9 protein-coding genes and 8 pseudogenes are annotated in these 13739 nt (G+C 59.9%); 9 read left to right on the top strand and 8 right to left on the bottom strand.

Annotation, left to right across the window (positions count from 1 at the left end):
• Positions 1–243 precede the first annotated feature (243 nt).
• The 4 genes from ehuA to ehuB form a co-directional block, all read right to left on the bottom strand.
• Positions 244–1050, bottom strand: a complete 807-nt coding sequence (gene ehuA, locus P6U30_RS11160) for an ectoine/hydroxyectoine ABC transporter ATP-binding protein EhuA (protein WP_407170426.1) — start codon at positions 1048–1050, stop codon at positions 244–246.
• Positions 1051–1273: 223 nt separating this feature from the next.
• On the bottom strand, positions 1274–1978 hold the full coding sequence (ehuD, locus tag P6U30_RS11155; protein ID WP_407170425.1) for an ectoine/hydroxyectoine ABC transporter permease subunit EhuD: 705 nt from the start codon (positions 1976–1978) through the stop codon (positions 1274–1276).
• A gap of 5 nt (positions 1979–1983) precedes the next feature.
• Positions 1984–2634: an ectoine/hydroxyectoine ABC transporter permease subunit EhuC gene (gene ehuC, locus P6U30_RS11150; RefSeq protein WP_407169182.1), complete on the bottom strand. Its 651-nt coding sequence runs from the start codon at positions 2632–2634 to the stop codon at positions 1984–1986.
• A 48-nt stretch (positions 2635–2682) separates the two neighbouring features.
• On the bottom strand, positions 2683–3528 hold the full coding sequence (ehuB, locus tag P6U30_RS11145) for an ectoine/hydroxyectoine ABC transporter substrate-binding protein EhuB (protein WP_407169181.1): 846 nt from the start codon (positions 3526–3528) through the stop codon (positions 2683–2685).
• Positions 3529–4389: 861 nt separating this feature from the next.
• Between ehuB and tnpA the strand changes: the two genes are divergently transcribed.
• The 3 genes and pseudogenes from tnpA to tnpC all read left to right on the top strand — a co-directional run.
• The gene (tnpA, locus tag P6U30_RS11140) at positions 4390–4797 is read left to right on the top strand and encodes an IS66-like element accessory protein TnpA (protein ID WP_407169180.1); all 408 of its coding nucleotides are present in this window, start codon (positions 4390–4392) and stop codon (positions 4795–4797) included.
• Positions 4794–5141: an IS66 family insertion sequence element accessory protein TnpB gene (tnpB, locus tag P6U30_RS11135; protein ID WP_407169179.1), complete on the top strand. Its 348-nt coding sequence runs from the start codon at positions 4794–4796 to the stop codon at positions 5139–5141. Before tnpA ends, tnpB begins: the two co-directional genes overlap by 4 nt.
• 72 nt (positions 5142–5213) lie before the next feature.
• A pseudogene (gene tnpC / locus P6U30_RS11130) lies at positions 5214–6224 on the top strand (IS66 family transposase); the annotation flags it as partial.
• Positions 6225–6525: 301 nt separating this feature from the next.
• Here the strand turns inward: tnpC and P6U30_RS11125 are convergent.
• Positions 6526–6625, bottom strand: a pseudogene (locus P6U30_RS11125) (IS200/IS605 family transposase); the annotation flags it as partial.
• A 323-nt stretch (positions 6626–6948) separates the two neighbouring features.
• Here P6U30_RS11125 and P6U30_RS11120 point away from each other — a divergent pair.
• The 4 genes and pseudogenes from P6U30_RS11120 to P6U30_RS11105 all read left to right on the top strand — a co-directional run.
• Positions 6949–7422 (top strand): Lrp/AsnC family transcriptional regulator, encoded by a 474-nt coding sequence (locus P6U30_RS11120; RefSeq protein WP_407169178.1) that lies wholly within the window; start codon positions 6949–6951, stop codon positions 7420–7422.
• 766 nt (positions 7423–8188) lie between these two features.
• Positions 8189–8662, top strand: a complete 474-nt coding sequence (locus P6U30_RS11115) for an Lrp/AsnC family transcriptional regulator (protein ID WP_407169177.1) — start codon at positions 8189–8191, stop codon at positions 8660–8662.
• A 119-nt stretch (positions 8663–8781) separates the two neighbouring features.
• A pseudogene (locus tag P6U30_RS11110) lies at positions 8782–8904 on the top strand (IS66 family insertion sequence element accessory protein TnpB); the annotation flags it as partial.
• 43 nt (positions 8905–8947) lie between these two features.
• Positions 8948–9100: pseudogene (locus tag P6U30_RS11105) on the top strand (transposase); the annotation flags it as partial.
• Between the two features lie 288 nt (positions 9101–9388).
• Here the strand turns inward: P6U30_RS11105 and P6U30_RS11100 are convergent.
• Positions 9389–10427 (bottom strand): annotated as a pseudogene (locus P6U30_RS11100) (IS110 family transposase).
• Positions 10428–10528: 101 nt separating this feature from the next.
• Positions 10529–10797: pseudogene (locus P6U30_RS11095) on the bottom strand (transposase); the annotation flags it as partial.
• A gap of 79 nt (positions 10798–10876) precedes the next feature.
• On the opposite strand from P6U30_RS11095, the pseudogene P6U30_RS11090 reads away from it, so the two are divergent.
• Positions 10877–11898 (top strand): annotated as a pseudogene (locus P6U30_RS11090) (IS110 family transposase).
• A 258-nt stretch (positions 11899–12156) separates the two neighbouring features.
• Here P6U30_RS11090 and P6U30_RS11085 read toward each other — a convergent pair.
• Positions 12157–13066: pseudogene (locus P6U30_RS11085) on the bottom strand (IS3 family transposase); the annotation flags it as partial.
• Between the two features lie 145 nt (positions 13067–13211).
• Between P6U30_RS11085 and P6U30_RS11080 the strand changes: the two are divergent.
• Positions 13212–13352, top strand: a complete 141-nt coding sequence (locus tag P6U30_RS11080) for a hypothetical protein (RefSeq protein ID WP_407169176.1) — start codon at positions 13212–13214, stop codon at positions 13350–13352.
• Positions 13353–13739 lie beyond the last annotated feature (387 nt).

Raw genomic sequence — 13739 nt, 5'->3', positions numbered from 1 at the left:
TGGAAGATCGTCCGGCTTCGATAGCCATAAGCTGAGAAGATCGGCTCCAGGACCAGCTTGGCGGTAGGGCCTGAACCACGCGGCCCCGGGTCGCGGGAATTCCGAGTGGTCGCTCGTCGCAAGCTCCGGGTTTGGGATCATCGCCCGTCGCGCCGGTGCAGGCCCGGACGCTCCGCCGGCTCGAAAGCATATTCGCGAAGGTCCGGAGCAAGACGCCGGCCGGCGTCGCCAGTGTTTGACGCATTAAGCTTCGAGGACGGCTCGAAGGAACGCCCTCGTGCGTTCGTGAGCAGGAGTGTGGAATATCACGTCCGGCGGGCCTTGCTCGAGGATTGCACCTTCCGAGAAAAAGCAGACCCGGTCGGCGACTTCGGCAGCGAAACCCATTTGATGCGTGACAATCAGCATGGTGAGGTCCTGCTCCTCTCCGAGGTGTCGCATGACCTGCAGAACTTCGTGGACGAGTTCAGGATCCAAGGCCGACGTAATTTCGTCGAACAGCATGATTTTCGGCCGCATCGCCAGGGCCCGCGCAATCGCGACACGCTGCTGTTGGCCACCGGAGAGCTGCGCCGGATAATGATTCTTGCGATCCACTAGGCCAACCTTGCCAAGCAAGGAAACTGCGCGCTCGGTCGCTTCGTCCCTAGATAGGCCAAGCACGTGAACGGGACCCTCGATAATGTTCTGTAGCGCGGTCATGTGCGGGAACAGGTTGAACTGCTGAAAGACCATACCGATTTTGCTGCGGATGCGCCGCATATGCGCCTCTCGCGCCGGCGCGAGACGGTGGTCGATCCGCTCATGAGTGAACGGCTCTCCATCGACTTCGATTACGCCTCCATCGATTGGCTCGAGCGTCATCAGAGTCCTGAGGAGCGTTGTCTTTCCGGAACCTGATGGTCCAATAAGCGCGACCTTCTCGCCCCGTGCTACGGAAAGATTGAGACTCTTGAGCACGACCAACGAGCCGAACCGCTTCGTGACATCGACGAACTGAACCGCAGGGGGCAGCGTCGACGTGGCGGTTTGTGTCTGCAGATCACACATACGTTCAGCCCTGCCTTCCGACAGATTTTCGACCATTTCCATATCTAGCGTTGCCTCCGTTATTTTGTGAATATCGGCGATTACAGCCGCCTAGCGCATGTGGGTGATCAAATGCAGGCATCTGTCCCTCCAAGCCCCAGGTCCACGGCTCAAGCAATTCAGGTATTAACCCGAGCCTGACGACTCGCGCACGCTGATGACCGCCTACGCGGCGGGCTCCATGCTACGTGCTCGCAAGACTAGTCGAGACTTCGCGATCGATCGCACCGCGGTCCTGCCGCTGAGCTCCGAACAATTGCTCAAGCTTCCGTATGAGAAGTGAGGAGGCTAGGGTCATTATCAGGAAGAATACCCCCACGAGCGTCATCGGTTCTGTGTAGCGGAACGTTTCCGAACCGATCAATTTGGCGCGCTCCATCATTTCCAAGACGGAGATGACAGAGAGAACCGGGGTCGCCTTGAACATTTCGATAAGATAATTACCCAAGGTGGGGATCATCGGCGGAATCGCTTGAGGTAAGATTACGTCCTTGTAGGCGCGCCAGCGGCCTAGGTTTAACGCGACTACAGCCTCCCACTGACCTTTGGGCACACTGTCAAGAGCGGCCCTATACACCTCTGAAACAAAGCATCCATAGTAGAGTCCGATGGCAATTAGGCCTGCACCCATCGGAGGGAGCGTAATGCCGAATTGGGGTCCAACGAAGAAGATGAAGTAGACCTGTATGAGCAACGGCGTCGATCGAATGAACTCGATCACGAACCCGATCGGCCATGCAAGAAGCACAGCGCGGCTGCGTCGCGCTAACGCTAGGGGAAGTGCAACGAAAACCGCCACGATGAACCCAATAACTGTCGCCTCGAACGTCACGAGAGCACCCGCCGCAAGCATCGGCGTTATTGACCATGCAAAATTCCAGTCGAACATCTCACTCAAAACCCACCCCTCGTAATCCCATGATTGACGCGTCGGGATAAAGCGCGAACCACCAGCGCTATTCCCTGCGCCATGATAAAGTAGAGCACGAGGGACAGGCCGTAGAGTTGCAGTGTCTTAAATGTGACAACATTTAGGTTGTACGCTTGGAACGTAAGCTCTTGAATTGTTATCAGAGATACGAGTGCTGTGCCCTTAAGCAAGATGATGAGCAGATTGCCCCAGGGGAGCAGCATCGTTATCAATGCCTGAGGTAGAATGATTTTGCGCATCCGTAACGCTGGTGGCATGTTTAATGCGATGGCCGCTTCGATTTGGGAACGAGGAATCGCAACTATCGAGCCGCGCACGACCTCAGATCCATAGGCACCGTTATTGAGGCCCAAAGTGAGGACCGCCACAACGAACGCGTTTAGCTTGATCCCGAAATTCGGCAGGACGAAAAACAGCCAGAAGAGCTGAACGAGCAGCGAAGTGCCGCGAAAAAGTTCAACGTAGCCAGTCGCGATCCAGCGCACCAGTCTGTTCCTGGAAAGCCGGGCGATGCCAGCGATGGTCGCTACAATGATCGACACAATCGAGGCCGCCAAGGTAATCTCAATGGTTACCTCGGCTCCTCTTAGTAGGTACGGCAGAAACTCTAGCATCTCAACGCCGCCGGTTCGCCCAATCTTTCGGTTCGTACAATCCTTCAGCTACTGCGCTTTACAGCGCTCATCAGCTGTCACCTTACCCGGCACGGATTCCGATCCACGCCCAATCTTGGCAAGGATCTTCATGTACTCATCAGAGCCGACGAAATCTTTGAGCACCTTGTTAAAGGCCTCACGCAACGAAGTATCTTCTTTCCGAAACGGAAACGAGCTGTATGCGATGGCCCACGGCGGGGTGGTAAATGGCTCCGCCTGCTCCACACCTTCGCTACCCTGTGCTAACATCGACTTGACACCAGCCGGATTCCAAGCGGCGGCGTCAGCACGACCCGACAAAACCGCTGAAAGCAATGCGCTCGGATCCTGAAGCACCAAGATGCGACTATCAGGGACACCGGCACGTCGTGCGTAGCCCTGCTCGGCGGCTCCGGCGACGATCGCGAGAGTAACGTTCTGGTTTCTGATGACGTCCTCGTAGCTATGGATGTTCTTTGGGTTCCCCCGCTTCACCAGCATCGCGTCGCCGGTCTTCACTATGGGCTCGGCAAATGCAACCTCCTGGCATCGCGATGGAATTATGAACATCGCGGTGGCAACATCGAACCGACCTGCCTTCAGCCCCGGGATCAGGGAGGACCATTCCGTCACCACTGGTCGAACGTCTGCGATTCCCATTCTTTTGAAAATAGCGAGTGCAAGGTCGGCGCTGAAGCCCGCAGGCTTTCCATCGGGTCCCACATACGAGTTAGGAGGATCGCTAGAGAGGCCAAACGTGACCCCATTCTTCTTGGCCTTCTCCAGCGAATCGTCAGCCTTGGCGGCGAGCGAATAGACGACCATGCATGCCGAAGCCAGCAATAAGGTCACTCTACGGGTCAGTTTGTTCATGTGAGCATCCTGTTCTTAACTTAACAATTACGACGAGAGTCCCGCAAACCAGATCAAATGGTCAACAGATTCATTGGATATGCGCATAGCCGTTCAGCCCGCGACGATGCGATGTCATTCCAGGCTCGAGAACTAGTATGCAGCGAGATGCCCCCCCCCCCGCGGAAACCAGGAATGGCGATGCCGTTGGAGTAGCCGCATAGCGCTCGGCGCTCGATCTTATCGCGCTCAACCACTGGTGTCTTGGTGGCCGCTCGGCTCGACCGCAGCCAACCGCGTCGCCGATCCGGTCACGATTGTCATCTTGGCCATGCTTTGCTTCCTTGCAACCGGTCGTTTTTCACTATGTCGCACGACAGCGTTACTCGGTTTCGAAGCCGAATTCCCCTAATTTAGGGCCCGATCAGTCTGAAATTCTGCGCCTGATCTCATGGCAGCTGCCGGCTCACGCGCTTCGCTCGCGGGATCGCCTGCCTCGGCACTACCTACGCGCTGCATCCTCTAGATGGCTTCGGAGCAGCCATTGGGACCGCTCGCGATGGAGAAGCTCGCGATGGGCCGCCCTCTCGATGCTTTTTTGAGCAGCTCATTTCTCCGTCACGGGCTGGTCGACCTAAACCTTCAGCCCCATCACCTGTCAGTCCAAGGGCGCAGCCCGGCGCCTTCGCTTCCGCCTCGGCGAGCGCATGTATCTGGAGCACCATCGCCTTCAGCGTTGAAACGTGGTCGATCCCGCACCAGTAGCGCCAGCCCGTCGAAGCCAGTCCGCATGTCCGTGTGGCACGTCGTCAGCCCTGCGTGTCGTATCCGTCCGGTGAAGGCCGCCTTGCCGAATGAGGCGTGTTGTTGAGTACTGTCCTTATGGACAGTGATAGGCGGAGTGCCCAGGTCGAACGGCTTGAGGTGGTGGGCACGGGCCGGCGGCGGCGCTGGTCCGAGGACGAGAAGCTCAAGATCGTCCTGGAGAGCTTACAGGCGCCGCGCCAAGTCGCGGCAACAGCGCGGCGGTATGGCGTTTCGCGCTCATTGCTGCTGCGATGGCGACGGTCGTTTCGGCCTGAGCCGAAGGATGCCGCCCAACCTGGCTTCGTACCGGCAGTGGTAATCGCGGAATCAGGGCCGACGCCTAGTCCAGTCACGCCGGCCAGCAGCGGTGGGTCGATCGAGATCGAGTTTGCGGCCGGGGCTCGGATGCGGATCACGGGTACGGTCGACGCGGCGACGCTGAAGGCCGCCGTGGCGGCTCTGGCAGATGGACGCCTACGGTGATCCCCATTGCGTCGGGCGTGCGGGTGTGGATTGCGACGGGCCACACCGATATGCGTCGTGGCATGAACTCGCTGGGCTTGCTGGTGCAGGAAGCCTTCAAGCGAGACCCGCACGGCGGCGACCTCTATGTGTTCCGTGGCAAAAGCGGCAAGCTGATCAAGATCCTTTGGCACGATGGACTGGGCATGTCGCTTTATTCCAAGCGGCTGGAGCGCGGCCGCTTCCTGTGGCGATCGTCGGCTGATGGCGTGGTGACAATCACCCCAGCCCAGCTTGGCTACCTGCTGGAGGGCATCGACTGGCGGATGCCGCAACCTACCTGGCGACCGCAGGCGGCGGGCTGATCGCTGGGATTTGAATCGGGGCACGATCAGCGGTTCGGACAGAGACCGCGTCTTGTGATTCTCTGGTCGGTGATGGGCGCCGATGATTCTCTTCCCGACGATGTGACTACGCTGCAGGCGATGCTGCGCGCCGAGCGAGCGGCCCGGTTGGTCGCGGAAGCCGAGGCCCAGGCGGGGACCCTGCTAATCGAGAAGCTCAAGCTCACGATCAAAAAGCTCCGGCACGAGCAGTTCGGACAGTCCTCCGAGCGAGGCGCATTACTGGACCAGCTCGAGCTAAAGCTCGCCGACCTGGAGGAGAACGCGGCGCAAGCCGAGACCGCAGCGCAGATGGCGGCCGAGAAGATTGCGGTGCCGTCGTTCGAGCGCCGCAAGCCAGCCCGCCGGCCACTGCCGGAGCATTTGCCGCGGGAGCGCATTGTCTATCCAGTGCCTGCCAGCTGCCCATGCTGTGGCGACAGCCGATTGCGCAAGATTGGCGAGGACGTGACCGAGACGCTGGAGCTCGTTCCGCGCCAGTGGAAGGTGGTCCAGCACGTGCGCGAGAAGCTCGTCTGCCGGGCCTGCGAAGCGATCACCCAGCCGCCGGCCCCCTCGCATCCGATTGCGCGTGGGCGTGCCGGGCCCAGGCTGCTGGCCCATGTCCTGTTTGCCAAGTATGGCCTGCACCTGCCGCTTCATCGTCAGAGCGATGTCTACCAGCGTGAAGGCATCGACCTCGACGTGTCGACGCTCGCGGACTGGGTAGGTGCCTGCGCGGCAACCCTGATGCCTCTGGTCGATGCGATCCAGAGCCACGTCTTCGCAGCCGAGCGCATCCACGCGGATGACACCACGGTGCCGGTCCAGGCCAAGGGCAAGACTCGGACCGGCCGGCTCTGGACCTACGTACGCGACGACCGTCCGTTTGCTGGCCCAGATCCGCCGGCGGCCGTGTTCTTCTACTCGCCCGATCGTGGCGGTGCGCATCCGGAGCAGCATCTGGCGGGCTATGCCGGACTGATGCAGGCCGACGCCTACGCCGGCTTTGGCAGGCTCTACGAGGCCAACCGCAAGGGCGGCCCGATCATCGAGGCCGCGTGCCGAGTAGGCGGGGATGTTGCCATCCCCGCCCCTCACAGACCCGGACGAGCGGATTACCCGCATCCGGTTCTTCACGCGTAAGCTTCGCTCACGAGACGGCATATTGGTGGACGATCTTGGCTGTCGGCAGCGGGTGTCGCGCGAGCATGGCCCGGAAGCGTGACCACGGCAGATTGCTGTGGCGGCCACGCCGCGCGAGCCATTTCTTCCATATCCGCGTGAGCTGGTGATGATACCACCTGATCCGTCGGCCGTTGCCGGAGATGCCGTAGTAGGCGCAGTGCCCCCGGATCACCCGTGACAAGTGCGCGTGCTGTTCCTTCCTGCGGCACTTGGGAATGAAGACCACGTGATATTTGCACTCTCCATTTGCTGTGGCTTAGGCTCTCGTAATCGTCCATCGCGAAACTCCTTCTCGTGCGCGTGGTGGCTCACGAGTCGCGAGTTTCGTCGATGGACGACCGCCTGAAATGTCAAACTTCTGCTGCCTCCCCGGCAGAGCTGGAGGGCCTCCCTTGGTAGGCTAGATGCTGGTAGCAAGTCCGAAGCGCGGACCCTTGTACCGAGGCGGCCATCTGAAAATCTCTGCGGTCGATGGTTGAAATTGTTCGTACGTTCAGGATACTTGAATCGCAAACGCATTTGCGCAGCAATTTTCTTCGGAGGATTTCCTGCATGGCGGAGGCACTTTGCGACGAATTTCACCCTCAACCCTGAGTACATTATGCCGTATGATGGAATAGATGCTCGCATCCTTGAAATTATGCAAAAGAACAACCGTCTGACTTCCGAAATTATCGGCGAACTGGCCGGCCTCTCAGCGACCGCCTGTCAACGACGACTGAAGAGACTCCGTTCGGAACGCATCATCGAGGCCGATATCTCGATCGTTTCGCCGAAGGCAGTAGGAAGACCGATTCAAATGCTAGCGCTGGTGAGCCTAGAGCGGGAGCGTTCAGATATAATTGATAAGTTCAAGAAGGTCATCAAATCATCGGTTGAAGTCGTCAACGGATTTTACGTCACCGGCGACGCTGATTTCGTTCTCTACATTACCGCGCGCACCATGGAAGATTATGAACAGTTCACCCGGAGATTCTTCTATGAGAACTCGGACATTAAGGGTTTCAAGACGATGGTCATAATGGATCGCGTGAAGGCAGGCTTTGCCGTTCCAATTCATGCTCCGGAGGACTGATCCGAGTGTCTGGCACCGCGGCCCCTTTTACGTTATCACTTTCGGCGCTCCGGGTCGTAGCCCAGCGCTTATATATCATCACGCCAAACGTTCTGGAGTGCCTTTGGAGGTCGAGGTCAAGGATGGCCGGCTGAACCGAGGCGGCATTTGGTTCGAATACCGGGACGGTTTGCGATCATGCTGCCTAAGCGCGCCACCAGCGTATTCTCCGAGATCTTAGCTAAAGGGCTGGACGTTATAGCTAGCAGCTAGCTCATTGATCAGGATATTCCGGCCACAGATTTCCGGCGCGAAGGTCGCAGTCCACAGCAGCGCATCGGGTTAAAGTCCGCCTCCATGCCCGGCAGAGAGCGCCAACTCCCAGTATCCCGTCGAGCCTTTCGCAATCCGGGTGGCTTAGTCGGTACCGCACAGCGTGTGCAACGAGAGATATCTGGCTGGTCGATCGTGACGAACTCGCCGCTGCGGCCGATTGCGCCCGCCCGGCACAAATGCCTCTCCACATCATGACTCTGAGCGAGGGCGAGCGTTCTTTGATCCGGATTGCTGTCCATAGCCTAGGTAATCGCCGACGACGATCGTCAAGTCTGCCGTGACGTGTTACGTCAGGGATGCACGTCCATTCTCGGCCCCCGTTGAAAATACCTTTACATTCAGGATACTAGTGTCGCAAAGATATTTGCGTCGCGGTTTCCGGCCATTCGGAGGATTTCCTGCATGACGCAGGCAATTTGCGGCGAATTTGGCCTCTGCGATGGAGCCGACTATGCGATACGATAAAATAGATGCCCGCATCCTCGAAATTGTGCAGAAGAACAACCGTCTCACTTCCGAGGTCATCGGCGAACTGGCCGGCCTCTCAGCGACCGCATGTCAACGGCGGCTGAAGAGACTCCGTTCGGAAGGCATCATCGAGGCCGACGTCTCGATCGTCTCGCCGAAGGCAGTAGGAAACCCGATTCAAATGCTTGTGCTAGTGAGCTTAGAGCGGGAGCGTTCAGATATAATCGATAAGTTCAAGAAGGCCATTAGATCGTCGGTTGAGGTCGTCAACGGATTTTACGTCACCGGCGACGCTGACTTTGTTCTCTACGTTACCGCGTGCACCATGGAAGATTATGAGCAGTTCACCCGGCGATTCTTCTACGAGAACCCCGACATTAAGGGGGTCAAGACAATGGTCATAATGGACCGCGTAAAGGCAGGCTTCGCCGTTCCAATTGAGCTTCCGCCCGACTAGCAAGCTTAGCTGTCATGGAGATTCCTACTTAAGCGTAATCGGCATGAGGCCCCCACCTCGTCATCGCGCGGTTCGCCTGCGACACAGTCAGGCATGATCTGATTGGTAGAGATGTAGCGATGGCAAATGCCATGCTTGATGCCAGGCTGGAAGGTGACTCCTATCGTCGCGTCGAGGTGATCACTGGGGAGCGCCGACGGTGGACGGGCGAGGAGAAGGCCCGGATCGTGGCGGAGAGCTTTGAGGAGGGGGCGAACATCTCCGAGGTGGCGCGACGCAATGGCGTCGGCACTCGTGGCTCACGTGGTGGTCTCGAAGTTCGCTTGGTATCTGCCGCTGTACCGCCAAGTGCAGATCCTGGCTGGCCAGGGCCTTCATCTCGACCGCGCGACGCTCGCCGGCTGGGTGAAGCGTGCCGCTTGGTGGCTCAAGAGCCTTGACCTTGCCCCCATATGTGGAACGGCCCGCGTGGCAAGAGCTTTTTCAGTCGATTGCACACATTGGAACGGTGCGGTCATATGTCCGGCCTTTGCGCGCGGCACATGGCCGCTGGCCTCGATGAGATCCGCGGAACGAGGAGCTAAATCAAGTTTACGCGCTTGAGCGCATTGGGGGCAGTAGCTTCACGCGTTTCGGGATTTCGTCCCATGGGTTCATCGCCTGCTGTTGCACCTTACCCTCTGCCGGCCTGCGCCGGTCAGATCGTTGTGGCGGTCACTGCGTCCATCAGACCGCGACCGCGGTAATCGCCAGTGGGTCGGGGCGCCGATAAATTCCGCCCTTGTTCAGAAGCGCCCAGATGATCCGCGCCGTCTTGTTGGCCTGTGGCCTGTGCGACCGCGGCAACCTTGAAGGGCCGTCTGGCGAGAAGTGCCTTCAGCCACGGCCGCGCCCGAGCGTCGTTTCGGACAACCCGCAAGACGGCCGTTGCCCCGACAACGAGGAGGGAGCGGAGTTCCGGATTTCCCATCTTCGATATTCCCCCCAGCCGCTCTTTGCCTCCGCTTGAATGGGGTCGCGGCGTCAATCCCAGCCAGGCGGCAAAGTGGCGAGCCGACTTGAACCCGCCGGGATCCGGCACAAGCGCCTTGATGGTCGCCGCCGTGATGGCACCGACGCCAGGGATCGTGGTCAACCGACGCATGTCCTCGTCATGCTTGGCCTCCACGACGATTGCGCGCTCGAGCCGCTCGATCTGGTCAGCTGAAGCGTCAATCTCGTCGGCAATAGCCATCAGCGCGAAGCGCGCTGCTGCGGGCAGGCGGGCATCTGTCTCGTCCCGTACGATCGCGACCAGCGCCTCAACCTTTGCCAGGCCAGCGGTGGCGATGATCCCCAATTCGGCCAGATGCGCGCGCAGCGCGTTGACCACCTGCGTTCGCTGCCGGACCAGAAGCGCGCGAGTCTTTAGCACCATCGCGGCAGCCTGTTGCTCGGCCGTCTTGATCGGCACGAAGCGCATGGTCTTTCGGGTCACCGCTTCGCTGATGGCCTCCGCGTCGGCCGCATCCGTTTTGCCTCGCTTGACAAAGGGTTTGACATAAGCCGGCGGAATGAGCCGCACCTCATGACCGAGAGCTGCGATCTCGCGCGCCCAATAGTGGGCGCTACGGCAGGCTTCCCCCCCCACCAAGCATCGCGGCAGCCTCTCGAAAAAACGCAGAACTTCGCTGCGTCGCAGCTTTCGGTTGAACACGGGCGAGCCCTCGGCATCCGCGCCATGAACCTGGAAAACATGCTTGGCCAAATCCAACCCGATGGTGATAACCTGTTTCGCGGAACGGTCCCTCCTTTGTGGCGTTCGAACAACGACCACGTTCTAGCACTTTGATGCTGTTGGAGCGGGCCGTTCCACCACATCAAGTTTTATCCAGTCCTGAGTTCGCCCTGGCTGTTGGATTTGCCCGGTTGGGCGGTGGGAGCGACGGGAGCTGGCGCGGAGCTTTCGGCATAGCGCAGCGCCAGCTCCCGGCGCGGGTGACAGGTGAAGGCGAACTCGGAGGGGTCTTCCATCCGAGCTGCGAGTGCGGTCGTGTGTTATTGTAATCGGCTCGCCAACATCCGAGTGCGACGCGGGCCTGGGCCAGCGACGTGAACAGCGTCTCGTTCAACGATTCGTCGCGCAGCCGGCCGTTGATGGGGAAGACGGCCCCGCTCCCTCGGCGCCGGCGATATACTGGCGATGGACGAGCCGCTAACAGGAGCAATGCACCAATGGAAGTCGCGACAATTGGATTGGACATCTCGAAGCACGTATTTCACATCCATGCAGTTAATAGCCAAGGCCAGGTGGCCGGTCGCCAACGCTTTCGGCGAGGTGAGATCATTTCGTTCTTCTCCTCGCTCGCACCTTGCCTGGTCGGCATCGAGGCCTGTGCGACCGCTCATCACTGGGCGCGGGAGATTCGGCAGTTTGGACACGATGTGAGATTGATTCCGCCGGCCTATGTTAAACCCTACGTACGTAGGGGGGCCAAGAATGACGCCGCTGACGCGGCCGCGATCTGCGAAGCGGTCACCGTCCCAATATGCGGTTCGTTCCAATCAAGAGCGTCGAGAACCAAGGATTCTTGATGCTTCATCGTGCAAGAGGCTTGCTGGTCCGCCAACGAACCATGACAGCCTGCGCCATTCGAGCTCACTTTGCTGAGTTCGGAATCATTGTCGGGCAAGGCCGGCAACGGGTGGATGGTCTGGTGGATCTGCTGGATGACAAGGGGCTGACGCTACCGGCCCATGCCCGCATCGCACTGGCCGTTCTTGTGAACCAACTGAAGGAATTGGACCGGCAGGTCGAGGCCATCGAGCGCGAGCTAGCTCAGATCCAGCGAGTAAATCCGATGGCGAAGTTGCTGTCCTCGATTCCGGGCATTGGTCCCATAACGGCCACGGCTCTCGCCGCGACCGTGCCGGACGCGACCGTGTTCCGCTCCGGGCGAGAGTTCGCGGCCTGGCTTGGCCTGACGCCTAAACAGAATTCCACCGGCGGCAAGGATCGGCTCGGCCGGATTACGAAACAGGGCGATTCCTATCTCAGGCACTTGCTTGTCATCGGAGCACGTAACGTCGTTCGGTACCCAAAGGCACGCTCCCGGGTTGGAGGCGGCTGGATCGAAGCCTTGCTTGACCGGCGTCGGCCCATGGTCGTCGCCATCGCCGTTGCCAACAAGTTGGCCCGGATCGTCTGGGCGATGATGACGACCGGGGAATTCTATCGGCCTAAGCTCGCGGCCTGACTTTCCGCGTACGTTGGCCACCTTATGGTGTGAGGGCAAATGACAGCATGATGGACACCGGCGGAGCTGGGGATCGAGCAAGCCCGAAGAGCTTTAAGCGCAACAAGCGCGACCCGTTGATGAGGCCTCGATCCGCGATCTCCATCAGGGCCAGCGGCCATGGCATCGGTCGCACTCACAGGCCGTATACATGAACGCACCCGACCGGTATCCAAAGTGCTGCTGAAATCCCTTGCATCCGCGGGGCCGTCTATACATGAAGCTCTCGATGAAGGCGTTCTGCATGGGCTTGCCCGGCGCAATGTAATGCCATGCGACGCGGCGCTGATCGGCCCAGGTCAGGATGGCGTTGCTGGTCAGCTCGCTGCCGTTGTCGCTGACCACCATTGTCGGCTTGCCGCGCTCGATCATCAGCCGGTCCAGTTCCCGCGCCACGCGGGTGCCGGAGAGCGAGGTATCGGCGACCAGCGCCAGGCACTCGCGGGTGCAGTCATCGACCACGGTGAGGACGCGGAAGCGGCGGCCGTCGGTCAGTTGATCCGAGACGAAGTCGAGCGACCAGCGGTCGTTCGGGCCATCGGCACCGTCATCGGCGCCCGGGTCCCGATGGCGCGCTTGCGGCCGCCACGGCGGCGCACCGCGAGCTCCTCTTCCCGGTAGAGCCGGAACAGCTTCGTGTGGTTGATTGCATAGCCCTCCCGCTTGAGCAGGACATGCAGGCGCCGGTAGCCGAAGCGGCGGCGCTCATGAGCGATCGCTCGCATGCGTTGGCGCAGGCCGGCATCGTCCGACCTGGTCGTCTTGTATCTCATGGTCATGCGGCAACAGCCGATGGCTTTACACGCCCGCCGTTCGCTCATCCGTGGGCATCCATGATGATGGGCGACAGCTTTCCGCTTGGCCGCGGGCGTCACCATTTCTTTCCCAGCAGGTCCTTCAGCGCGACATTGTCGAGCATGGCATCCGCCAGCAGCCGCTTCAGCCGCGTGTTCTCATCCTCCAGCCCCTTGGCCTCCGACACCTCCATCCCGCCGAACTTCGCCTTCCATTTGTAGATGCTGGCGTCGCTGACGCCGTGCTTGCGGCACAGGTCGGCGACCGAAACGCCGGCCTCGTGCTCCTTCAAAATCCCGATGATCTGCTCTTCCGAAAAGCGGCTGCGCTTCATGCTCTGGTCCTTGTCGTGGGCCAGAGCGAACTTCAAACTGGATTAAGCCCGTGGGGCAAGGTCACGCCGATTGGTCATGATCGTCCAGGCGTCCGCAAGATGCTCTTCAACGGGGCCCGCGTTGCCAATCCACTTCAATCCCGTCATGAAAGCATTCTATCAGCAACTGATCAACGACAATCACCGCCTGGGTAAGGTCGCGCTGACCGCCGTGATTCGCAAAATGCTGGTGACGCTCAACGCCATGATCCGTGACGGATCAGATGCAGCAAAGCCTGCAGCATGAGCGGTCGATCACGGTGAGCCGATGCGGCAGCGCGCGCCGCCGGTCAAGGCCGGCATCGCCGCCGCGCAGCGGTCGCCTTCACCGGCGAGCACGATGCCGCATGCTCTCCCGTGATCGACCGCCTGACGAACATCACGGTGGATGCCAATGCGCTACGCACGCGCCTGCTGATCGCCGCGGACGTGGGAGCTCATACCGGTTACACTCAAGATCGACGCCGCGGACGAAGGGAGTCTCCCTATCCCGCACAAGCGGATGCGACGAGATGTGCAAGCCTTCCCGTTTGCTCGTGCCGAAGTTATCAACCAGCCATCGGGGCGTTATTCAAGAACCGCGCCACACCCGGGGCTTCATTGGTTGCGAGCCTAGGCCAACCTGAATGGGTGA

Source organism: Bradyrhizobium sp. ORS 111 (assembly GCF_045571485.1).
Taxonomy (GTDB): Bacteria; Pseudomonadota; Alphaproteobacteria; order Rhizobiales; family Xanthobacteraceae; genus Bradyrhizobium.
Note: the sequence above shows the minus strand (reverse complement) of the source record. Positions and strands in the feature narration are given on the sequence as shown.